The following is a 22,385-nucleotide window of genomic DNA, read 5'->3' on the forward strand; positions in this document are numbered from 1 at the left end:
GTTGCGAGTCTTGGCCGTTGTTCCCGCCCGCGGAGGTTCAGCGGGCGTACCCCTGAAGAACCTCGCCCTGGTCGGGGGCGTCCCGCTGGTCACCCGCGCGGTGCGGGCCTGCGTGCGCGCCGAGCTCGTGGACCAGGTCGTGGTCAGCACCGACCACGCCCAGATCGCCGAGACCGCCCGCGAGGCCGGCGCGCTCGTCGTCGAGCGTCCCGAGGAGCTCAGCGGCGCGACTGCCTCCAGCGAGTCAGCCGTGCTGCACGCGCTCGACGCTCTCGGCGAGGACCCCGAGGTGGTCGTGCTCGTACAGTGCACGAGCGCGTTCATCGACCCCGACGATCTGTCGGCCGCCGTGCGCAAGGTGCTCGACGGCGAGGCCGACTCGGTCGTGTCCGGGCTGCCCACGCACGAGTTCCTCTGGACCGCCACTGGCAGCGGCGTCAACCACGACCCCGCCGTCCGCCAGCGCCGGCAGGACCGCGACCCCGAGTTCCGCGAGAACGGCGCCTTCTACGTCATGCGCACCTCCGGGCTGCGCGAGCACGGCCACCGCTTCTTCGGCACCATCGCCGTGCAGCCGGTGCCGCCGCAGCACGCCATCGAGGTCGACAACCCCGAGGACCTGGAGCTGGTCCGCGCGCTCGCGCCGTTCGTCGACAAGCCCGAGCCCATCGACGTCGACGCCGTCATCACCGACTTCGACGGCGTGCACACCGACGACCGCGCTTACGTCGACTCCGACGGCCGCGAGATGGTGCTCGTCAGCCGCTCGGACGGGATGGGCGTGTCGCTGCTGCGCCGCTCGGGCGTCAAGGTCCTCATCATGTCCACCGAGCACAACCCGGTCGTGGCCGCCCGCGCCCGCAAGCTCGGCGTGCCGGTGCTGCAGGGCCTGGCCGACAAGCGGACCGTGCTGCGCGACTGGCTGCGCATCGAGGGCCTCGACCCGGCCCGCGTGGCCTATGTCGGCAACGACGTCAACGACCTGGGCCCGATGGGCGAGGTCGGCTGGCCCGTCGCCACGCCCGACGCCCACCCGCGGGTGCGCGCCGCCGCCCGGGTGGTGCTGACCACGGCCGGCGGCTCCGGCGCGGTGCGCGAGCTGTGCGACCGCGTCGTGGCCGCCCGCCCCGAGGTGCCGGTGGTCGAGGTCAAGGAACGGCCCCGGCTCGGCCCGGTGGCGATCGGGGATGTGCTGGTCGGCGACGGCGAGCCCGTCTACGTCATCGGTGAGATCGGCATCAACCACAACGGCGACCTCGACATCGCCCGCCGGCTCATCGACGTGGCCGCCGACGCCGGCTGCCAGGCGGTCAAGTTCCAGAAGCGCACCCCCGCGATCTGCGTGCCCGAGGAGCAGAAGGGCCAGATCAGGCAGACGCCGTGGGGCGAGATGACGTATCTGGAGTACAAGGAGCGGACCGAGTTCGGCCGCGACGAATACCGGCAGATCGCGAAATACTGCGACGAGCGTGGCGTGCACTGGTTCGCCTCGCCGTGGGACGTGCCGTCCATCGAGTTCCTGGAGGACATGGACGTCCTGACGCACAAGGTGGCCTCGGCCAGCGTGGCCGACCACGAGCTGCTGCGGGCCCTGGCGGCCACCGGCAAGCCGATCATCCTGTCGACCGGGATGTCCACGCTGTCGGAGATCGACGCGGCCGTGGAGATCCTCGGGACCGATAGGCTGATCATGATGCACGCGACGTCCACCTACCCCCTGCCGCCGGAGGAAGCCAACCTGCGCACGATCACCACGCTCAAGGAGCGCTACGGCGTCCCCGTCGGCTACTCCGGTCACGAGCGCGGCCTGCAGATCTCGCTGGCCGCCGTCACGCTCGGCGCCGTGTGCGTGGAGCGGCACATCACGCTCGACCGGACGATGTGGGGCTCCGACCACGCGGCCTCGCTGGAGCCGTCCGGGCTCGAGCACCTCGTGCGTGACATCCGGATCATCGAGCAGGCCATGGGCGACGGCGTCAAGCGCGTCTTCCCCGGCGAGGAGGCCCCGAAGGCCCGCCTTCGCCGGGTGACCGTCTGACCGTCACCACCAGGAAGAACAAACCATTGATCACGCTCTCGGTCGTCGTGCCGATTCGAGACGGCGAGCGTTTCATCGCCGACGCGCTCACCTCGCTCTGCCGTAACGCTCGGCACGACTTCGAGTTCATCGTCGTCAACGACGGGTCCGTAGACGCCACCGGGGACATCATCGACGACTTCCGCGCCGATCTCCCCGGGCTGACCGTACTGCGCAATCCCGCGCCGGTAGGGCTCGCCGACGCCCGCAACACGGGCCTGTCGGCGGCCTCCGGCCGGTACGTGACGTACATGGACGGCGACGACTGGCTCGCCCCCGGCTACCTGGCACGGCTCGTCGAGGCCATCGACGGGCTCGGCTGCGACTTCGTGCGCGCCGACCACGTGCAGGTCGAGGGCCGAAAGCGGGTCGTGCACCGTGCCCCTCTGGCGCGGAGGGGCACGGTGCTCAACCCTCGCGAGGCGATCCTGCCCGCGAACGTGCGGACGATGGTCGACTACCCCTACGCCTGGGCCGGGGTCTACCGGCGCTCGCTGGGTGACCTGCTGCACTTCCCCGGCTCCCTGCACACCGCCGAGGACCGGCCGTGGATCTGGCGGCTGCATCGGGAGGCCGCCTCGTTCGCCGTGGTGTCGCTGGCCGGGGTGTTCTACCGGCGCATGGTGTCGGGGTCGCTGACCCAGGTCGGCGACGAGCGCCAGCTGCATTTCTTCGACGCCTTCGAGCTGGTGTTCAAGGATCTGGAGCCGGAGTTCATGCCCAAGGCGGCACGGAACTTCTGTGCGCTGCTTGCCCACCATCTGGAGATCGCCGATCGGTTCACGCCCACGCTGCGCGCCCGCTTCGAGGAGCGGGGCGCGCAGATGGTGCGCTCGCTGCCGCCGGAGATCGTGTCCGAGGCGGTGTCGCGCATGTCCGTCGAGCGCGAGGCCACACTGCGGGCCCTGGTGCCCGACCTGCCACCCAGTCCGCACGTCCGGGTCCGCCGCGACCGGGAGGAGACATCGTGAAGGTCTTCTACGCCTCGACGTTGTTCGGGGCGATGTCGCTGGCCGCCGCGATCGACGACGGCCGGTTCGGCGACGGGCGCCGCGTCCTCGTCGTGTCCAACAACGCCGCCATCCCCGAGGTGTCGACGCCGCTGGACAAGACGCCCGGCTTCGCGGTGCTCCGCTCGCGCTTCGACGAGGTGCACTCCTGGAACGACCTCATCGCGCCGCTGCACCCGTCGGACTGGAAGGCACGCGTCATCGAGGTGCCGATGATGGAGCGCCTCATCCGCTCCCACTGGGGGCTGGACGGGGTCGAGGAGCTGGTGGTCGAGTCGATCGCGGTGCCGCCCGCACGGACGATCGCCGGGTTGGTGCGCGACTGCCCGATCACGGTCTACTCCGACGGGCTGATGAGCTACGGCCCGACCCGCGACCCGCTGCCCGCCGAGATCTTCCGCCGCATCGAACGGCTGCTGCACCTGGACCTGGTGCCCGGCCTGACACCACTGCTGCTCAGCGAGTACGGCGTGGCGCCCGAGATCCTGCCCGCCGAACGCTTCCTGGCGATCGTGCGGGAGGTCACCTCCACCGCCCCCGACATGCTGGCCGGGCAGGCCGTCATCCTCGGCCAATACCTGTCGGCCCTGGAGATCGTCACGCCGGAGGAGGAGGCGGCGCTGCACGAGACGATGCTCAAGGCGCTGGCCGCCCGCGGCTACACCAACATCGTGTTCAAGCCGCACCCGGCCGCCGGGCGCCGGCACGCCCAGCTGATGCGGGCCGCGGCCGAGCCCTTGGGGGTGCGGCTGTCGGTGCCCGGGGAGAGCGTCCCGGCCGAGGTGTGCTTCGCCGCGCTCCGGCCCGAGCTGGTCGTCGGCTGCTTCTCCACCGGGCTGGTGACGGCGCAACGTTACTTCGGACTGTCCGTGGCCTCCTACGGCACGGAGCTCGTGCTGGACCGGCTGGCGCCGTACGAGAACAGCAACCGGATCCCGGTCACGATCGTGGACGCGCTGCTGCCGCGGCTGTCGGCCGAAGGCCACATCGACCAGCCCCCGGCCGTGGACCTGCCGGCGCTGGTGCGCGCGGTCGGCTACTGCATGCAGGCCGAGGCCTACCCCGACCTGCGGCCTGCGGGCATCGAGTTCGACGCCCGCTACTTCAAGCGCAAGCGTCTGGAGACGCTGGGCTTCGTGGCCAAGCCCAGCACACTCACCCGGCTGCGGCGGAAGATCCGATCCGCGATCTGATCGCCCGGCATCACGGCCCCCGGCTCTCTGCCGGGGGCCTCGACGTATGCGTCCGCTTTTCAGCGCCCGGCCATCGGCGCGATTCGCGGCATCGTCGCGCTCACCGCCCCGCGCGGCGGCAAGGAGCGGCGGCGAGGGGCCGGGGGTCAGGCGAAGGAGCGGCGGCGAGGGGCCGGGTCAGGTGAGGGCGCGCAGGTAGCGGCGCATGCGCCGCTTGGCCTTGTAGCCGGCCCGCAGCATCGTGGGCGGCACCTCCACCCGCAGCCTGGCCCGCCGCCGCGCCGCCGCGAACTCGGGCCCGTCGAGCAGCGACTTGGCAGGCACCCGCGGCCGGGAGATGACCAGCCCGGTCAGCAGCCCCGCCCAGTCGTTGCGCTCCACCGGATGGAAGTAGTTGGCCGCGCACCAGGCCGCCGACGCCGTGCGGAAGTCGCCCGCCGCCAGCTCATCGAGGGTCCCCAGCAGGTCGCTGCCCTCGAACACCAGGTTGATCATCTCGGCGCTGACGCCGAAGTCGCGCAGCACCAGCAACGGCACGTCCAGCGCGATGGCCTCCAGCGCCGCCGTCGAGCTGACCGTGACGAATCCGGCGGCCCGCATCAGCTGATCGTGCATCGACCCGGCCTCGAACACCAGCCGCCCCGGCTCGCCCATCTCCCGCCACAGCCGCTGGTAGTGGTGACGCTCGTTGTGCGTCTGCCGCTCGTCCTCCAGCGCCCGCAGCTTGACCACCACGTCCAGGTCGGGCCGCAGCCGCGCCAGCTCGGCCAGCGCCACCAGGATCCGCTCGCGCTCCTCGCGCTCGCGCGGCACCTTGGCCTGGGTGGCGAACACCACCCGGTTGCCCCCCTGGGCGGCCGCCTTGGACCGCAGGAACGGCAGCCGGGCCAGGCCCACCGCCCCTCCCCCGCCGAGCCGGCGGGCGATCTCGCCGAACTCGGCCACCTCCCGCTCACTGTGCACCACGAACAGGTCACACCCGCTGCGGAACTGCCACGCCTTGTCGGTCGCCGGCACCGAGATGCCCGGCAGTCCGCTGACGAACACCGGCCGCGGCCTCAGGTCCGCGAGCACCTCGGCCACCAACACGTCCACGACCGGTCCCGTGCAGGCCACGAGGATCACGTCGGGCCGGATGCGCTCGGCCGCCCGGCGCACCGACCGGGCCGACATCACCGCGGGCGCCTCCCGCTCGCCCACGGCCGCGGCGATCTGCTCGGGCGAGGGCGCGATCGGCGTGCGGACCACCACCAGGTCCGTCACGCAACCCTCGGGCAGATCGGCGAGCAGGCAGGCCGCCCACTTCAGGTACGAGTCGGAGTCGGCGACCGCCAACACTTTCAACCGGACACTCCAGTCAGATGCGAGCGAAGGGCGGGAGCCGCCCTGCTGGTCCACCAGTCTTCGGGAACGTCCACGGGCTCGACGGCGACGCCGCGCGGGCTCAGCAGCACCCGCAGCGAGGTGATCGCGGTCGACGGGAGGCTGAGCACGCGCTGGCCGGAGTCCAGGCCGCGCAGGGTCAGCTCGGCGGGCGCGCCGGCGTCGTGGACGGTGATCCCGGGGCGCTCCCGGATCAGCGCCACGTCCACGGGGTCCTCGCGGCGGTGCGGGTAGTAGGCGACCGGCTCCTGCGAGGCCAGGTCCGTCAGCCAGCGCAGGTAGCGGTCGCGGTGGACCAGGCCGTTCCTGACGAGCGAGGTGCCGAGGACGACGGTGCGCTCGGCGGGGCCCTCGGCGCTGGGCGGCTGGGCACGCAGCCAGGCGAAGTCGTGGCGGACCAGGTCGACGCCGGCGCGGCGTACGCCGTCCTCCAGGTCCTTGTCCACGTCGAGCGCGGTGAAGACGGAGACCTTGCTCAGCCGCAGCCGCAGCGCGGCCGCCAGGCCGAGCACGGCGCGCAGCTTGGTGGGCTGCGCGCGGGCCCGCAGCAGCGGCCGGCGAGGCCCCGCGGCCAGCAGCTCCAGCAGCCGGATCGTGGCCAGCCCGTCGTCGACGATGACGATGCGGCCCGGGTTGGAGATCAGCCAGCGCAGCTGCACCTTGCCGGAGAAGGCGTCACCCACGGCCTGCACACGCCGCGGCATCTGCTCGCGCGGCTCGGCCAGCTCCAGGCCCTCGGGCAACCCGAGCCTGCGCAGCTCCCTGCGCGTGGCCTTCAGTGGCCGCAGGCCCGCTCGCGGCACGACGGCCGTCGTGGGCCCGAGGAGCCCGGCGTGGTGAGCCTCGACGGCGCACAGCATCTGGAGCGGGGACTCCACCCAGGCCGACGCCTGTTCGACCACTCGTTCGCCCTCCCCGCCGGGTGATGGCCCGTTCATGACCGCTCCAAGTTAGCCTTGTCGCCTTAAGCCGCCTGGAACGGAACGTGAACAATGGAGGGTATGAACTCGCTCATGCTCAACACCGACGGCGTGCAGATCCCGCAGCTCGGGTTCGGCGTCTGGCAGATTCCCGGCGGCGAGGCCGAGCAAACCGTGCGGATCGCTCTGGAGGCCGGCTACCGGCACATCGACACCGCCTCCGCGTACGGCAATGAGGAGGGCGTGGGCCGGGCCGTGCGCAGCGCCAAGCGCCCCCGCCATAAGCTGTTCGTCACCACCAAGCTGTGGAACGCCGACCACGGCCGCGCCGAGCAGGCCTTCGATGAGAGCCTGGCCAGGCTGGGCCTCGACTACGTCGATCTTTTCCTCATCCACTGGCCTGTCCCGAAGCAGGACAAGTACGTGCAGGCGTGGAAGGCCCTCGAAAAGATCTACCGTGACGGGCGGGCCAAGGCCATCGGCACCTCCAACTTCACCGTCAAGACCCTCACCCGGCTGATGGACGAGACCGACATCACGCCGTCCATCAACCAGATCGAGCTCCACCCCTACCTGCAACAGCGCGAGATGCGGGCCTTCCACGAGGCCAACGGCATCCTGACCGAGGCGTGGAGCCCACTGGGCCAGGGCCAGGGCCTGCTCGACGACCCGGCACTGAGCGTGCTGTCCGGCAAGTACGGCAAGACGCCCGCCCAGATCGTGCTGCGCTGGCACCTGCAGCTCGGCAACGTCGTCATCCCCAAGTCCGCCACCCCGTCGCGGATCCGCGAGAACATCGACGTGTTCGACTTCATCCTCGACGCCGAGGACATGGCCGCGATCGGCGCCATGAACAGGAACAAGCGCATCGGACCCGACCCCGACACCTTCAACATGACCTGATACGTCTACGATCTCCCCTTGTGCGGGATTTTGCATGGGGAATAGCGGCGACAGGTGTCATAGCGCGCACGGTGGGAGCGGCCATCGTGGCCGAACCGGGCATGCGGGTGGCCGCCGTCGGCTCTAGGAACCTCGGCCGGGCACAGGCCCTGGCCGCGACGCTGGGCGCGGAGTCGGCCTACGACTCCTATGAGCGGCTGTGCGCCGACCCGGCCGTGGACGCGATCTACGTGGCCACTCCGCATGCCCAGCACCTTCAGGTCGCCGAGGCCGCCATCGCCGCCGGCAAGGCCGTGCTGTGCGAGAAGCCGCTGGCGGCCACCGTGGACGACGCCGAGAAGATGGTGCGCCTGGCACGCGAGGCGGGCGTCTTCTTGATGGAGGCCATGTGGATGAGGTTCAACCCCCTCATCCAGAAGATCGCCTCCGATGAGCGCTTCGGCGAGATCCGCTCCGTGCAGGCCTCCTTCGGCTTCTCCCTGCCCTACGACCCCGCCCACCGGCTCTGGGCGCCCGAGCTGGGCGGCGGCGCGCTGCTCGACCTGGGGATCTACCCGTTCGGGCTGGCCCAGCTGCTCCTCGGCATGCCCTCCGGCCTGCGGGTCACCGGCTCCCTGGCCCCGAACGGGGTGGACGCGGAGACCGCCGGCGTTTTGCTCTATCCCGGTGGCAGGCACGCACTCGTGTCGACCTCGTTGCTCGGGAATTACCCGAACAATGCCAGCGTTGTAGGAACTCAGATGCGGGCGGACCTCCAGGCTCCGTTCTGGGCGCCGCAGCGGATCCTTCTCACCGGGCCCTCCATGGAGCCGGAAGAGCACGTGCTCGATCCGGCCGACAACGGGTACGCCGGAGAGCTCCGCGAAGTCCGTGCCGCGACGGCCGAAGGCAGGACCGAAAGCTCGATCATGCCGCTTGACGAGTCCCTTGCCATGATGGGGCTTCTGGCCGACGCTCGCAGGCAACTCGCCTAGCTGGGCTTTTATGTAGTTGTAATCCCCTTGCCCCATGTATTACCTTATGGGGCATCTTGCGGCATGCGTCCGGTTTGTCCGGACACGTCCGACCATCGCACGAAACATCACAGGACAGTCCTGTGACCGCTGAATCCGCCTTGCGCGGAACCGGGGACCCATGTCCTTTGGGGCGAATCGGCACTTCGGTGCCGTAGGGCAGCTTCCACGCCCGAGCCCGTCAGCTAACCCGGTAAGCGGCATGGAAGCAAGGAGTAATCCCTCGATGGCCAAGCACCCCACTTTCGCTGCCCACAAGATCAACCTCGCGCGCGCCGCCCTCGGCGCCACCATCCTCGCCTCCGCAGTCACCGCTCACGTCACGGGCACCGCCATCGCCGCGACGGACAAGCAGCCGGTCGCCTCCAAGGCCGAGCACGCCGGCATCAAGACCGCCACGACCGACGAGAACAAGATCAACGTCACCGCCGCCCAGGTCCTGGCCCTGGCCAGGTCCCAGGTGGGCACCAGCGAGAACGCCGCCGGCGGCGGCACCAAATACCAGCAGTGGTACGCCAACTCCCAGCGCGCCGCCGAGACCATCGCCCGTGACGGCGGCAGCCGCGCCGACTACCTGAACGCCGCCTGGTGCGCGATGTTCGTCTCCTGGGTCGGCGAGCAGACCGGCGCCCGCCCGCAGATCGGCTGGGACGCCTGGACCGTCGCCCACGCCAAGTGGTTCAAGGCCAACAACCGTTTCGGCACCGTCGCCAAGCCCGGCGCCGTCGTGTACTTCTCTTGGAGCGGCAGCAAGGACATCCGCGACATCAAGCACGTCGGGTTCGTCGTGAAGGACAACCAGGACGGCACCGTCTCCACCATCGAGGGCAACACCGGCAACGGCAAGGTCGAAGAGCGGACCCGGCCGAAGGCGCACGTCGTCGGCTACGGCTACCCCGAGTACGCCGCCTGACCCTCTGCACATCCGAACGAGCGCGCGTCCCGCCGCGGGACGCGCGCTCGCGGCGTTCAGGGGTTCTTCCCGTGATCGCCCATCCATCACTCCATGAAGAACCGCCCCAGAGCGGCGGCGACCGCGGCCGGATCGTTCTCCATCGGGATGTGACCGGCGTTCGGGACGCGGACCAGGGAGGTGTTCGGCATCTCGGCGGCGAAACGCTCGGCGTACCGGACCTCCTGGAAGGTGTCGTCCTCCCCCCACACCAGCAGCTTCGGCGTCCCGTCGGCCTGCAGCGCGGGCACCAGGTCCAGCGTGTAGCGGCCGTCGGCGGCTCCCGCCAGCGCCATCCACGACCGTCGCACCCGGGCGTCGTTCCACGGGTCCAGGTAGTCGGCCAGCTCGGCCTCCGTCGCGGGGCGGTGCAGGGCCGTGGTGACGGCCGTGCGGCGGGCGGCCAGCAACTCCTCCGCGGTCACCGCCGCCACCACCGCCGGATCACGGAAACGGGCCACGCCCGGCACCGGCCACGAGTCGTACGTGACCGAGTTGACCAGCGCCAGCCGCCGCACCTTCACCTCGCCCGCGGCCAGCAGGTGCTGCGCCACCGCACCCCCGATGTCGTGCCCCGCCACCGCCAGCGGCTCGCCGGCGCCCACCGCCGCCGCGAACCGGGCCACCCACCCGGCCAGCGCCGGGACCGCCGCCGTCGCCATGGTGAGCTCCCCTTCGGAGCGCCCCAGCCCCGGCAGATCCACCGCGACGGGACGCAACCCCGCCGCCGCCAGCTCGTCCAGCACCGGCTGCCAGACCCGGCTCCAGTACGTCCCGTGCAGCAGCAACACCACCGGACCCCGCTCGCCCGCCGTCAGATAGCTGGCCTGCCGCCCGTCGACCTCGATCGTCATTCGCTCAGACATGGCATAACCATCGGGTTCTGACCAACCGCCGGTCAAATACCAATTAGGGTATGCCGCTATGACGTTAGCGCAGCTCCGGGCGTTGATCGCGGTCGCCGAGCACGGCGGCTTCACCGCCGCCGCCGACCACACCGGCATGTCCCAGCCCGCCGTCAGCCGCGCCGTCGCCGCGCTCGAACGCGAGCTCGGCGCGGCCCTGTTCGTACGCCACCGCGACGGCATCGCCCTCACCGAGGCCGGCCGCCGCGCGGTCAGCCGGGCCCGCGAGGCGCTGCGCCACTTCGACCTCGTCCGCGCCGACGTGGCGGCCGCCGCCGGCCAGATCACCGGCGAGTTGCGCCTGGCCAGCCTCCCCAGCGCCACGGGAACGCTCATCGCCCGGTTGCTGCGCGCTTTCACCGACCGCTACCCGCAGGTGCGCGTACGGCTGTTCGAGGGGGTGGACGACGACATCCGGGCCTGGCTGCACCGGGGCGCCGCCGAGGTCGGCGTCGTGACCTTGCCCGCCCCCGGACTGGACACCGTCCCGCTGAGCACCCACGACATGGTGGCCGTGCTGCCCGCCGGCCACCCGCTCGCCGATCAGGCAGTGGTGCATCTCGCCGACTTCGCCGGCCGGCCGTTCATCCTGACCACCGCCGGCTGCCGCCCGCTGATCATGACCGCGGCGCGGGCGTCGGACGTACGGCTCGACGTCGCCTTCGAGGCGAGCGGCCCGGCTGCCATCCTCGAGATGGTGGCCGCGGGGCTCGGGGTCAGCATCGTTCCCACCCTGGGACTGCCCGCGGACCTCGGCGCGGTGGTCACCCGCCCGCTGAAGCCGGGTATGACCCGCTCGCTGGGGCTGGCCGTCCCGTCGCTGGCCGACTGCGGTCCAGCCGCCCGCGCGTTCCTCGACCAGCTGGCCGCCTTTACAACGTAGATTTTTCGGTCGGGAGTGGCGCGGCGCGGAACTTCGCGAAAGAGTGTCGATTCGCCCCGCAGCCGTTCGACGCGTTGGCGAGACGTCGCTGACGCGTGAAGGGAGAAACACCGATGAAGTTCATGATCGTCGGCAAGGCCAGCGCGGAGACCGAGGCCGGGGTGCTGCCCAGCCAGGAGCTCGTCGACAACATGCACGCCTACAACGAGTCACTCGCCAAGGCCGGGGTGCTGCTGGCCGCCGAAGGGCTCTACCCGAGCTCGCAGGGCGCGCAGATCGCCTACAGCGGCGGCAAGGCCACCGTGATCGACGGGCCGTTCGCCGAGGCCAAGGAGCTCATCGCCGGGTTCTGGCTGATCCAGGTGAAGTCCAGGGAAGAGGCCCTCGAGTGGGCGCTGCGCGTCCCGGTGCCGCCGGGGCATGAGGGGATCGGGCTGGATGTGTGGCGGGTGTTCGACGCCTCGGACGTGCCGGACGACTCGATGCCCGCCGAGGAGCGCGAGCGTGAGGAGGCCCTGCGCGAGCGCCTCCGCGCCGACCAGCCCGGCGACTGACCGCGGGACCGGCCGCCTCATCAGCGCGGCGTCGTCCACCAGCACCTGCCGCGTGACCGCGGCGGCGACAGCGGTTGCGAGGCGGCGTGCGGCCCTGGTCTTATGGGCCCGTGACGGCTACCGACACGCATCGCGCGATCGAGGCGGTTTGGCGGATCGAGGCGGCCCGGCTCATCGCCGGACTCGCCCGGCTGGTGCGCGACGTCGGCCTCGCCGAGGAGCTGGCACAGGACGCGCTGGTCGCCGCCCTGGAGCAGTGGCCCGAGTCGGGGGTGCCGCGCAACCCCGGCGCCTGGCTGATGACGGTCTCCAAGCGCCGCGCCATCGACCTGATCCGCAGGAACGAACGCCTCGAACGCAACCTGGCCGAGCTCGGGCACCGGCTGGAGCACGAGGCAGAGCTCCCCGAGGTCGATGAGATCGAGGACGACCTCCTGCGCCTGGTGTTCACCGCCTGCCACCCGGCGCTGTCGATGGAGGCGCGGGTGGCGCTGACGCTGCGCGTCCTCGGCGGCCTGACCACCGAGGAGATCGCCCGCGCGTTCCTGGTCCCGGAGTCCACGGTGGCGCAGCGCATCGTCCGCGCCAAGCGCACCCTGGCCGACAAGCAGATCCCCTTCGAGGTTCCGCAGGGCGCCGAGCTGGCCGGCCGCCTGGCCGCCGTCCTGGAGGTCATCTACCTCATCTTCAACGAGGGCTACTCGGCCACGGCCGGCGACGACTGGATGCGCCCCGCCCTGTGCGAGGACGCCCTGCGCCTGGGCCGGGTCCTGGCGGGCCTGCTGCCCAGGGAACCGGAGGTCCACGGGCTCGTGGCGCTGATGGAGATCCACGCGTCCCGTTCGGCGGCCCGCGTGGGCCCCTCTGGAGAGCCCGTTCTCCTGCTCGAGCAGAACCGCGCCCGCTGGGACCAGCTCCTCATCCGCCGCGGCCTGACCGCCCTGGAGCGCGTGGAAGACCTCGGCGGCGCCCACGGCCCTTACGCGCTCCAGGCCGGCATCGCCGCCTGCCACGCCCGCGCGCTCAACCCCGAGGACACCGACTGGGTACGCATCGCCGGCCTGTACGAAGAGCTGGCAAAGCTGTCGCGCTCTCCCGTCGTCGAGCTCAACCGTGCGGTCGCCCTGTCCATGGCCTACGGCCCGTCGGTCGGCCTCGAGCTCCTGGATCAGATCATGGAGGAGCCTTCGCTGAAGGACTATCACCTGCTGCCGAGCGTCCGCGGCGACTTCCTGTTCAAGCTGGGACGGCGGGAGGAGGCACGGGCCGAGTTCGAGCGGGCGGCGGGCATGACCCGCAACGCCCGCGAGCGCACGCTGCTGGAGGAACGCGCCGCCGCCTGCCGCGCCGGCACCGCGCCCACCCGGCCCTGAGTCCAGGCCACGCCGGCCAGACGGCCGCGGTCGGCCGCCAGCCGCGACAGGTTGGCGGGCGCGAGGCCTGCGCACTCCGTCGGGGCCCTGCGTGGAGGCCCCGCAACGCCGGTGCGTGACTGTGAGCAAGTGAAGGTTACGGGCGACATGCCCAGGATGTGACACAAAAGATGTCTCTTGTGGTGGGAGCGCTCCCAATCGGCTCTTTGTGTACTTTATCCTCATAAGTCCGGCTTCATCTTTCCAAATCGCACCATTGGTAACGGTTGCGTTTCGGTGGATTGACGTGTAGACGCCGCAAGGGCACCCTTTGTGGGAGCGCTCCCAAAACACTCCCACCGCGGCGGAGCGTATGCCGCGGTGCACTCCCCCCAACATTCACCCGAGAAGGGGTCCACCATGATGACCAGCAAGCGTCGCGGCGGTCTGGCCGCGGCCTCTGTGCTCGCTGCGGCGGCGCTGACCGTCGCGTCCTGCGGCTCCGGCAGCACGCCGCAGTCCAGCGGCGCTCCGGCCTCCTCGGCGGCGGCCCAGCCGGTCACGATCCGCGTGCAGACCTTCGGCGGCGGCACGAACTTCGGCTACAAGAACGCCATCGACAAGTGGAACGCCGAGCACAAAGACATCCAGATCAAGCACGAGAACCTCACCGACCAGTTCGAGCAGCAGTACTGGCCGCAGATGATCCAGTGGCTGCAGGCCGGCAACGGCGCGGGCGACGTGGTCGGCATCGACGAGGGCGGCATGGGCCTGGCCAAGGCGCACCCCGAGTGGTGGGCCGACCTGAAGGAGTACGGCCTGGAGTCCCGCAAGGCCGACTTCCCCGCCTGGAAGTGGGAGACCGGTGTCAGCACCGACGGCAAGGTCTTCGGCCTGGGCACCGACATCGGCGGCATGAGCATCTGCTACCGCACGGACCTGTTCAAGAAGGCCGGCCTGCCGACCGACCGGGCGGAGGTCAGCGCCCTGTGGCCGACGTGGGACGAGTTCATGAAGGTCGGCCAGCAGTTCCAGGGCAAGGTCAAGGACACCAAGTGGGCTGACGGCACCAACACGCTGTACCAGGTGGTGCTCTACCAGGAGGCGGCCAAGAACGGCAACGTCGCCTACTTCGACCAGCAGAACAACCTCATCGTCGACAAGAACCCGGCGGTGAAGACGGCCTTCGACTTCGCCTCGAAGATGAGCCAGGGTGGCCTGACCGCCAAGCTGCGCAACTTCACCGACGAGTGGGCGGCGGGCACCCAGAAGGGCTCGTTCGCCACGCTCGGCTGCCCGTCCTGGATGCTCGGCGTGGTCAGCGGCAACGCCGGCGACGGCGGCAAGGGCAAGTGGGACGTCGCGTCCGTGCCGGGCGGCGGCGGCAACTGGGGCGGCTCTTGGGTGGCCGTGCCCAAGCAGTCCAAGCACCCGAAGGAAGCGGCCATGGTGGCCGACTACCTGACGCAGGCGCAAACCCAGGCGAGCATCTTCGCCGACTTCGGCAACATGCCGAGCAACACCAAGGCTCAGCAGGAGGCGGCCGTGCAGGGCGCGAAGAACGAGTTCTTCAACGACGCCCCCATCGGTGAGATCTTCGCCAAGTCGGCGTCGAGCCTGCAGCCGGTCTTCCTCGGCGTGAAGCACGCCCAGGTCAAGAACGCCATCGAGTCGGTCATCCAGGGCATGGACGACGGCTCCGTCCCGCATGACAAGGCCTGGCAGCAGCTGGTCGACGACGCGGTCAAGGCCGCGGGCTGATCTCCCCGCCCGGCCCGCCACCAGCGGGCCGGGCCTGTTGCTGCCGACAAGCTGCCGAAAAGGTCTGTTATGAGCCTCGACACCCTTCCGCGGGCGATGCGGAACTCGCATCGGCGTGACCGCCCGCCGGGCCGCCGCTGGCGGTCCCGGCTGGACGTCAAGGCGATGCCGTACGCCCTGGTGTCCCCCTACTTCATCCTGTTCGCCGCCTTCGGGCTCTTCCCGTTGGCCTTCACGCTGTACTACTCGCTCTACGACTACGACCTGGCCGGGACCACGGAGTGGGCCGGGCTGGGCAACTACACCGCACTGCTCGCCGACGAGGACTTCTGGCGCGCCGTCGTCAACACGATCGGCATGTTCGTCATCGCCACCGTCCCGCAGATGTTGCTGGCGCTGTTCCTGGCCAACGCCCTCAACAAGCGGTTCAAGCTGCGCCTCGCGATCCGCATGAGCGTGCTGCTGCCGCTGGTGACCTCGGTGGTCGCGGTCGCGGTGGTCTTCACGCAGCTGTACGCCCGCGACTGGGGCCTGGTCAACTGGATCCTGAGCTGGTTCGGCATGGACGCGCTGAACTGGCGGGCCGAGCGCATCCCTTCGTGGATCGCCATCGCGACCATGGTCGACTGGCGCTGGACGGGCTACAACGCGATCATCTTCCTGGCCGGCATGCAGACGATCCCGCGCGACCTGTACGAGGCGGCCGCGATCGACGGCGCGTCGCGGCGCAGGCAGTTCTGGCAGATCACGCTGCCGATGCTGCGCCCGACCATGATCTTCGTGGTGCTCAACTCCACGATCGGCGGGCTGACGCTGTTCTCCGAGCCGACCACGTTCTACAACGGCAACGTCGACGGCGGGTCGCAGGGCCAGTTCCAGACGGTGGCCATGTTCATCGTCAAGCAGGGCTTCCGCGAGTTCGACTACGGCTACGCCGCCGCGGCCGCCTGGCTGCTGTTCCTGCTCATTCTCATCGGCGCGGCGATCAACTTCCTGTTCGTACGCAGGATCGGGGGCTCGAAATGACCAACTGGTCTCCGACCATCCTCACCAGGGTCATGCTGGGCGTGGCCGTCCTGTTGTCGGCGTTCCCGCTCTACTGGATGCTGGTGATCGCCTCCCGGACCAACGCCGACGCGGTGGCGGTGCCGCCGCCGTTCCTGCCGGGCGGCAACCTGGGCGAGAACATCGTCGCGGTGCTCAACAACCCGGACGCGCACTTCCTGCTGGGCCTGACGAACTCCTTCATCGTGGCGAGCGTCGTCACCGTCTCCGTCGTCATCATCTCGACGCTGGCCGGCTTCTCCTTCGCCAACCTGAACTTCAAGGGCCGGAACCTGCTGCTGGTGCTCGTGCTGCTGACCATGGCGGTGCCGCTGCAGCAGATGGGCGTGGTGCCGCTCTACCGGCTCATGGTGAGCCTGGAGTGGACGGGCACGCTCACGGCGGTCATCCTGCCGTACCTGCTCAACGGGTTCGGCGTGTTCCTGATGACCCAGTACACCCGGCAGGCCGTGCCGATGGAGCTGGTCGAGGCGGCCAGGGTGGATGGCGCCGCCACGCTGCGGATCTGGTGGAACGTCGTGCTGCCCGCCGTGCGGCCGGGCATGGCCGTGCTCGGCATCAACACGTTCATGCTCATGTGGAACGACTTCATGTGGCCGCTGATCGTGCTGACGCCGGACAACCCCACCGTGCAGATCGCCATCACCCAGCTCAACGCCAGGTTCTCCACGAACTACACGTTGATCTTCGCAGGTACGGCGCTGTCCATCATTCCGCTCGTCGCGGTATTCGTCCTATTCGGCCGTCAGATCGTCGGCGGACTCATGGAAGGTGCGGTCAAGGCGTGACGACTCAAGAGGAACAGACGCGTGCCGGGCTGCGCTTCCCCGCAGGCTTCGCGTTTGGCGCGGCGACCTCGGCCTACCAGATCGAAGGCGCCGTCCAGGAGGACGGGCGGGGCGTCTCCATCTGGGACACCTTCGCCAAGACCCCGGGCCGGGTGCTGAACGGGCACAACGCGGACGTGGCCATCGACCACTACCACCGCTACCGGGACGACGTCGCCATGATGGCGGAGCTGGGCCTGACGGCCTACCGGTTCTCGGTCTCCTGGCCGCGCATCCAGCCGACCGGCTCGGGCGAGGTCAACCAGAAGGGGCTGGACTTCTACAAGCGGCTCACCGACGAGCTGCGCGGGCACGGCATCGACCCGTGGCTGACCCTCTACCACTGGGATCTGCCCCAGGAGCTGGAGGACAAGGGTGGCTGGCCCAACCGCGACGTCGCCTACCGCTTCGCCGACTACGCGGCGAAGGTGCACGAGGCGCTGAAGGACCACGTGCACACCTTCAGCACCGTCAATGAGCCATGGTGCGCCGCGTTCCTCGGCTACGCCTCGGGGGAGCACGCCCCCGGCCGGCGTGAGCCGCAGAACGCGATCAGGGGCGCGCACCACCTCAATCTGGCGCACGGGTTGGCGGTGCAGGCGATGGACGCCCGGCGGGTGGGCGGCTGCGTCAACCTGTACGCGATCACCCCCGCGACCGACAGCGTGGAGGACCTGGACGCGGCGCGGCGCATCGACGGGCTGCAGAACCGGTTCTTCCTGGACGCGCTGATGCTGGGCCGCTACCCGGAAGACGTGCTGAACGACCTCCCAGTCGAGATCGACTTCATCCAGCCGGGCGACATGAAGATCATTAACGCGCCCATCGACGTGCTGCTCGTCAACTACTACAGCCGCTTCACGGTCTCGGGAGCACCAGGCGGCAAGCAGTCGGCGTCGGCGGCTCCCACGGACACGGGTTCGCCGTGGGTGGGCAGCGAGCACGTGTCGTTCGTCAGCGGCGGGCAACCGGTGACGGCGATGGGCTGGGAAATCGACGAGAGCGGCCTGGTGGAGGTCTTGACGCGGGTGGCGCGGGAGTACCCGGCGGTCCCGATGGTGGTCTCCGAGAACGGCGCCGCCTTCGACGACGTGCTGGTGGGCGGCCGGGTGCACGACCGGGAGCGGCAGGCGTACGTGGAGGCGCACCTCGGCGCGTGCAAGGAGGCCATCGACGCGGGTGTGCCTCTGGAGGGGTATTTCGCCTGGTCGCTGATGGACAACTTCGAGTGGGCGTGGGGCTACGGCAAGCGGTTCGGCCTGGTCCATGTGGACTTCGAGACCCAGGAGAGGCTGCTCAAGGACAGCGCGCTCTGGTACTCGGAGATCATCCGGCAGAATAGGCAACATGAACCGACCGACTCTTGAGGCTGTCGCGGCTCGGGCCGGTGTGGGCCGGGGCACGGTGTCGAGAGTCATCAACGGCTCGCCGAACGTCAGCGCCAAGGCCCGCGAGGCCGTCGAGCTGGCGATCCGCGAGCTGGGCTACGTGCCCAACCGTGCGGCGCGCGCCCTGGTGACGCGCCGCACCGACACGGTGGCGCTGGTGGTGTCCGAGTCGCAACTGCGGGTGTTCGACGAGCCCTACTTCGCCGGCACCATCCGCGGCATCGGCTCGGCGCTGGCCGAGACCGGGCTGCAGCTCATCCTGGCGATGGCGCGCACGCCCGAGGAGCACGAGCGTCTGGAGACCTACCTGACGGGGCAGCACGTCGACGGCGTGCTGCTGCTGTCGCTGCACGGCGCCGACCCGCTGCCGGGCCGGCTGGAGGCGATGGGCGTGCCGACCGTGCTGGGCGGCCTCCCCGTCGGCCTCAACCCTTACAGCTATGTGGACATGGACAACAGGGCAGGGGCCCGGCAGGCGGTCAAGCACCTGCTGGGCCTCGGCCGCCGCCGGATCGCCGCGATCGCCGGCTCCCAGGACATGGGCGTGGGCGTCGACCGACTGGCCGGCTACCGCGACGCGTTGCTGCCCTCGGGCCTGCCCGAGCTGGTGGTGTACGGGGACTTCTCCGAGCAGAGCGGGGCCACGGCGATGGCCGAGCTGCTGCAGCGCCATCCCGAGGTGGACGCGGTGTTCGCCGCGTCCGACCCGATGGCGCTGGGGGCGATGCGCGTGCTCAAGGCCGCCGGCCGGGCGATCCCGGAGGATGTGGCGGTGATCGGGTTCGACGACTCCAAGGCCGCGGTGAGCGCCGACCCGCCGCTGACCACCGTCCACCAGCCGACCGAGGCCATGGGCCGGCAGATGGCCAAGCTGCTCGTCGCCCGCATCAACGGCGAGGTGCTGCGCCAGCCCGTCGTGATCCTGGACACCCATCTCGTACGCCGCGAATCCGCCTGACCAGCGAGGAGTTCCGTGGACAGCAGGACCAAGCGCCAGTTAACCGCCGCCGAGCTCGACGCACTCGCCCACCGGGCGCTGGGCACGGGCGTGTGGTCGTCGACCGAGCTGACCGACGGCTACGCCAACGCCGTCTGGCGGCTCGCACTCGAGGACGGGCGCGAGGTGGTGCTGAAGTTGTCGCCGCCGCCCGAGCTGGACCAGCTCAGCTACGAGCGCAACCTGCTGCGCATGGAGGCCGCCGCCATCGAGCTGGCCACGGGGGCGGGGGTCCCGGTCGCGCCGCTGGTGCACGCCTGTTACGACGACCCGGTGCTGGGCGGCGACTACCTGATGCTGGCCGCGCTGGACGGGGTGTCGTGGAACGACGTCAAGCCCGACGTCAAGCCCGACGACGAGGCAGCGCTGCGCCGTGAGCTGGGCCGCCATCTGGCCAGGTTCAACGCGGTGACCGGCGAGGTGTTCGGCTACCCGCACGCCGGGATCGTGGGCCGGACGTGGCGGGAGGCGTTCCTGGCGATGGTGGCGGCGCTGCTCGGGGACACCGAGCGCTATCCGACGCCGCTGCCCCGGCCGGTCGAGGAGATCATGGCCGTGTTCGAGGCCGCCTCGCCCGTGCTCGACGAGGTGACGACGCCGCACCTGGTGCACTTCGACGTGTGGGTGGGCAACGTCTTCCTGGATCTGCGCGGCACGCCGCGGATCCAGGCCATCATCGACCACGAGCGGGCGTTCTGGGGTGACCCGATCGCCGAGTTCGTCACGCCGACGATCTTCGGCGAGCTGCGCGAGGACGACCCGCTGCTGGCGGGCTACCGCGAGGTGACGCCGCTGGAGCTGACTCCGGCGGCGCTCACCAGGCTCGACCTCTACCGGGCCTACCTCTCCTTGATCCTGCTGGTGGAAAACGGTCCCCGGCAGTATCCGGAGGAGGAATACGCCAGACTCCGCGACGGCGCGACGCGGTCACTGACGGACATGCTGGACCGCCTCGTACGCTCCTCCCTCGGGGCCCGCGGCTAGCTTCGCGCACTGGCCGGCGCCGGCGCCGGCCAGGTTGTTCGGCACGCCCAGGTCGGCGGGCGCCGGCGTGTTGCCGGTGCAGGCGAGGGCTCCCTTGACGGTGGTGTCCGACAGGATCGGCGCCGTGTTGCCGGCCAGCTGCGCGGCGCCGCGCAGCTCAGCGCCCACGACGACCAGCTCGGCCGCCCCGCTGACGGTCAGTGCGCCCTCGACGCGGGCTTCGAGCAGGTGGACGGCGGCCGGCTTCGACGCGGTCAGCGCGCCGGTGACACGGCCGCCGGTGACCACGATCGAGGCCCCGGGCCTGACCGTGACGGGGCCGGTCACCTGTGCGTGGTCGAGGCAGGTGACGCCGCCTGCGACGACGAGGGCGCCCCGGTGCTCGCCGGTGACCGTGCGGGTGCAGGCGGGCGGCGGCGCGATAGTGGTGACGGTGAAGCTCTTGGCCTTGCCGAGGTTGCCGGCGGCGTCGATCGAGCGATATTCGATCGTGTGGCGGCCGCGCGGCAGCTTGCCGTACACGAGCGAGTCGATGACCGTGCCCTGCTCGGAGAACGTCCACGGCAGCTCGGACGACGTGGGCCAGCCGAAGTAGTTGAACCAGCCGTCGCCGTCCACCCTGGACTCCGCGACCACGTACCCGTCGCGGTCGTCGGTCCCGGTGAGCCGCATCGAGAACGGGCCGTTGTAGACGTAGGTGTCGCCCGACCTGGCCAGCGGCTGCGACAGCTCGTACGCCGTGCGCGGCGCCTCCGCGTCGACCGGCCACGTGAGCGTGCGTCCGCCGAGCGCCGCGGTCAGCGTGTGCGCCCCCGGGCCGAGATCGAGCTCGCCCAGGTCGAGGTCGGTGCCGCCCTTGACGGGTTTCCCGTCTAGCGTCCAGGTGATCTCGGGAACGGCGGTGGCCGGGTGGGTGGTCTCGACGGACACGACGTCGGCGCGGCCGAGCGGCCGGTCCGTCGGCGTCGAGGAGACGACGGCGGGCTCCACGCCGTCCGGCGGAGTGGTCAGCGCGGTGTCCACCGTCCAGGTGCGGGACCTGGTCATGGACTGCCTGATCGCCGGGTCCCTGACGAACCCGGTCGGGTCGGAGACGGCGGCCGTGACCGTGTGCGTGCCCGGCGCCAGGTTCAGGGTGCGCAGGTCGAGCGTGTCCCGCTCGCGCGGCAGCTCACGGCCGTCCACGGTCCACGTGGTCGTCAGCGAGTGGCTCACGGGACGCATCGGCTCCACCCACAACACCCGCTCGGCGCCGACGGGCGCGTCCGTGGGCGCCGAGTCCTGGATCAGCGTGGTCTTGGCGGTGATGCGCTGCGTCATGATCTCGCGGCTGACCTGGTCGAAGTAGTAGCCGAGCGTCTTCATCATCGAGTGCGCGCTCGGCCGCCACACGCCGGTCGTGGAGTAGAGGCCGCCCTCGTAGCGGCCGATGGGGCCGCCGGACTCGCTCGGCTCGCCCAGCCAGCGCCACCACTTCTTCTGCTGGTCGCGCAGCTGCTGCTCGGTCAGCAGGGTGTGGTGGGCGCTCGACGGCTCGGGGCCGGTGTAGGCGCCGCCGGGGACGCCACGCTGGTAGTAGTCGTACTCGTCCTGCAGGCCGCCCAGGGAGTGGCCCAGCTCGTGCGGGCTGATCAGGGCGGACATGCTGTTGCTGCCGGAGGCGGTGGCGTACGTGCCGCCCGCGCCGCCGTAGGTGGCGCTGTTGGCCAGCGCGAGGATCTGCCGGTTGGCGGGCGCGGTGCCGGTCACCAGGTTGGCGTAGCGGGTGGCCGCGGCGTTGTCCATGGTGATGAGGCGCTGGACGCTGCTGGGGTTGCAGCGGCCCCAGAAGCCCATGCTCAGCGGCGTCGTCCGCCTGGGCGCGTCCAGGCCGGGGTCGCAGCTGATGCCGGACTCTCCGGAGACGATGTCGATCCGATAGACGTTGATGTAGTTCCGGTACGACTTGAACGGCTCGATCGACCACATCACGTTGAGGTGCCGGTCGGCGTCGGCCTGGAACTCGGCCTGTTCGGCCTCGGTGTAGCCGTCGCCCATGAGGATCAGGTTGAACCGCTTGGCCGGAGAACCGGTGACCTGCACGGGCACCACGGTGGCCGCGCCGGGCTCAACGGCGGCGTGCGCGGCGGTTAACGGGACAGAGGGCACGGTCAGGACGACGGCGGCCATGATCAGGACCGCGAATCTACGCATGCTCCGCACTATCTCGCAGCCGACG

General features: G+C 70.4%; 19 protein-coding genes and 1 riboswitch. Of the genes, 15 read left to right on the plus strand and 4 right to left on the minus strand.

Annotated features, from left to right (window positions below; genetic code table 11):
- Window position 1: 1 nt before the first annotated feature.
- From OHA25_RS43235 to OHA25_RS43245, 3 genes are read left to right on the plus strand one after another with little or no spacing between them, the layout of a single operon-like run.
- A complete protein-coding gene (locus tag OHA25_RS43235; protein ID WP_327582703.1) occupies window positions 2-2,038 on the plus strand; it encodes an N-acetylneuraminate synthase family protein in 2,037 nt (678 codons plus the stop codon).
- 26 nt (window positions 2,039-2,064) lie between these two features.
- Entirely contained in the window at window positions 2,065-3,048 is a 984-nt protein-coding gene (locus OHA25_RS43240; RefSeq protein WP_327582704.1) for a glycosyltransferase family 2 protein, read from the plus strand.
- The gene (locus OHA25_RS43245; RefSeq protein ID WP_327582705.1) at window positions 3,045-4,280 is read left to right on the plus strand and encodes a polysialyltransferase family glycosyltransferase; all 1,236 of its coding nucleotides are present in this window, start codon (window positions 3,045-3,047) and stop codon (window positions 4,278-4,280) included. Before OHA25_RS43240 ends, OHA25_RS43245 begins: the two co-directional genes overlap by 4 nt.
- A gap of 177 nt (window positions 4,281-4,457) precedes the next feature.
- Here the strand turns inward: OHA25_RS43245 and OHA25_RS43250 are convergent, their stop codons facing one another.
- A complete protein-coding gene (locus tag OHA25_RS43250; RefSeq protein ID WP_327591124.1) occupies window positions 4,458-5,618 on the minus strand; it encodes a DUF6716 putative glycosyltransferase in 1,161 nt (386 codons plus the stop codon).
- Between the two features lie 2 nt (window positions 5,619-5,620).
- Window positions 5,621-6,601, minus strand: a complete 981-nt coding sequence (locus tag OHA25_RS43255; protein WP_327582706.1) for a hypothetical protein — start codon at window positions 6,599-6,601, stop codon at window positions 5,621-5,623.
- Between the two features lie 63 nt (window positions 6,602-6,664).
- Here OHA25_RS43255 and OHA25_RS43260 point away from each other — a divergent pair, with 63 nt between their 5' ends.
- The 3 genes from OHA25_RS43260 to OHA25_RS43270 all read left to right on the plus strand — a co-directional run bounded on the left by OHA25_RS43260 (window position 6,665) and on the right by OHA25_RS43270 (window position 9,412).
- On the plus strand, window positions 6,665-7,486 hold the full coding sequence (locus OHA25_RS43260; RefSeq protein ID WP_327582707.1) for an aldo/keto reductase: 822 nt from the start codon (window positions 6,665-6,667) through the stop codon (window positions 7,484-7,486).
- Between the two features lie 20 nt (window positions 7,487-7,506).
- Entirely contained in the window at window positions 7,507-8,460 is a 954-nt protein-coding gene (locus OHA25_RS43265; RefSeq protein ID WP_327582708.1) for a Gfo/Idh/MocA family protein, read from the plus strand.
- A 117-nt stretch (window positions 8,461-8,577) separates the two neighbouring features.
- Window positions 8,578-8,714, plus strand: a riboswitch (cyclic di-AMP (ydaO/yuaA leader).
- Between the two features lie 11 nt (window positions 8,715-8,725).
- On the plus strand, window positions 8,726-9,412 hold the full coding sequence (locus OHA25_RS43270) for a CHAP domain-containing protein (RefSeq protein ID WP_327582709.1): 687 nt from the start codon (window positions 8,726-8,728) through the stop codon (window positions 9,410-9,412).
- An 86-nt stretch (window positions 9,413-9,498) separates the two neighbouring features.
- Here OHA25_RS43270 and OHA25_RS43275 read toward each other — a convergent pair whose 3' ends face one another.
- A complete protein-coding gene (locus OHA25_RS43275; protein ID WP_327582710.1) occupies window positions 9,499-10,317 on the minus strand; it encodes an alpha/beta fold hydrolase in 819 nt (272 codons plus the stop codon).
- A 58-nt stretch (window positions 10,318-10,375) separates the two neighbouring features.
- Here OHA25_RS43275 and OHA25_RS43280 point away from each other — a divergent pair, with 58 nt between their 5' ends.
- From OHA25_RS43280 to OHA25_RS43320, 9 genes are all read left to right on the plus strand, one after another.
- Entirely contained in the window at window positions 10,376-11,239 is an 864-nt protein-coding gene (locus tag OHA25_RS43280; protein WP_327582711.1) for a LysR family transcriptional regulator, read from the plus strand.
- Window positions 11,240-11,352: 113 nt separating this feature from the next.
- Entirely contained in the window at window positions 11,353-11,793 is a 441-nt protein-coding gene (locus OHA25_RS43285) for a YciI family protein (protein ID WP_327582712.1), read from the plus strand.
- Window positions 11,794-11,903: 110 nt separating this feature from the next.
- Complete coding sequence (locus tag OHA25_RS43290; RefSeq protein WP_327582713.1) at window positions 11,904-13,166, plus strand: RNA polymerase sigma factor; 1,263 nt, start codon at window positions 11,904-11,906, stop codon at window positions 13,164-13,166.
- Window positions 13,167-13,565: 399 nt separating this feature from the next.
- Entirely contained in the window at window positions 13,566-14,906 is a 1,341-nt protein-coding gene (locus OHA25_RS43295) for an ABC transporter substrate-binding protein (protein ID WP_327582714.1), read from the plus strand.
- Window positions 14,907-14,975: 69 nt separating this feature from the next.
- Entirely contained in the window at window positions 14,976-15,932 is a 957-nt protein-coding gene (locus OHA25_RS43300) for a carbohydrate ABC transporter permease (RefSeq protein WP_327582715.1), read from the plus strand.
- Window positions 15,929-16,759, plus strand: coding sequence for a carbohydrate ABC transporter permease (locus tag OHA25_RS43305; RefSeq protein WP_327582716.1), 831 nt, complete (start codon window positions 15,929-15,931; stop codon window positions 16,757-16,759). The genes OHA25_RS43300 and OHA25_RS43305 overlap by 4 nt, the downstream gene beginning before the upstream one ends.
- The gene (locus OHA25_RS43310) at window positions 16,756-18,165 is read left to right on the plus strand and encodes a GH1 family beta-glucosidase (protein ID WP_327582717.1); all 1,410 of its coding nucleotides are present in this window, start codon (window positions 16,756-16,758) and stop codon (window positions 18,163-18,165) included. Before OHA25_RS43305 ends, OHA25_RS43310 begins: the two co-directional genes overlap by 4 nt.
- Window positions 18,146-19,144: a LacI family DNA-binding transcriptional regulator gene (locus tag OHA25_RS43315; RefSeq protein WP_305917965.1), complete on the plus strand. Its 999-nt coding sequence runs from the start codon at window positions 18,146-18,148 to the stop codon at window positions 19,142-19,144. Before OHA25_RS43310 ends, OHA25_RS43315 begins: the two co-directional genes overlap by 20 nt.
- A 15-nt stretch (window positions 19,145-19,159) precedes the next feature.
- Window positions 19,160-20,167 carry a phosphotransferase family protein gene (locus OHA25_RS43320; protein WP_327582718.1) on the plus strand — a complete coding sequence of 336 codons (1,008 nt, stop codon included), beginning with the start codon at window positions 19,160-19,162 and terminating at the stop codon, window positions 20,165-20,167.
- Here the strand turns inward: OHA25_RS43320 and OHA25_RS43325 are convergent.
- A complete protein-coding gene (locus OHA25_RS43325; RefSeq protein WP_327582719.1) occupies window positions 20,111-22,360 on the minus strand; it encodes a M64 family metallopeptidase in 2,250 nt (749 codons plus the stop codon). The genes OHA25_RS43320 and OHA25_RS43325 overlap by 57 nt on opposite strands.
- Between the last annotated feature and the right edge of the window lie 25 nt (window positions 22,361-22,385).

The sequence above is a fragment of the Nonomuraea sp. NBC_00507 genome, assembly GCF_036013525.1.
Classification (GTDB): domain Bacteria; phylum Actinomycetota; class Actinomycetes; order Streptosporangiales; family Streptosporangiaceae; genus Nonomuraea.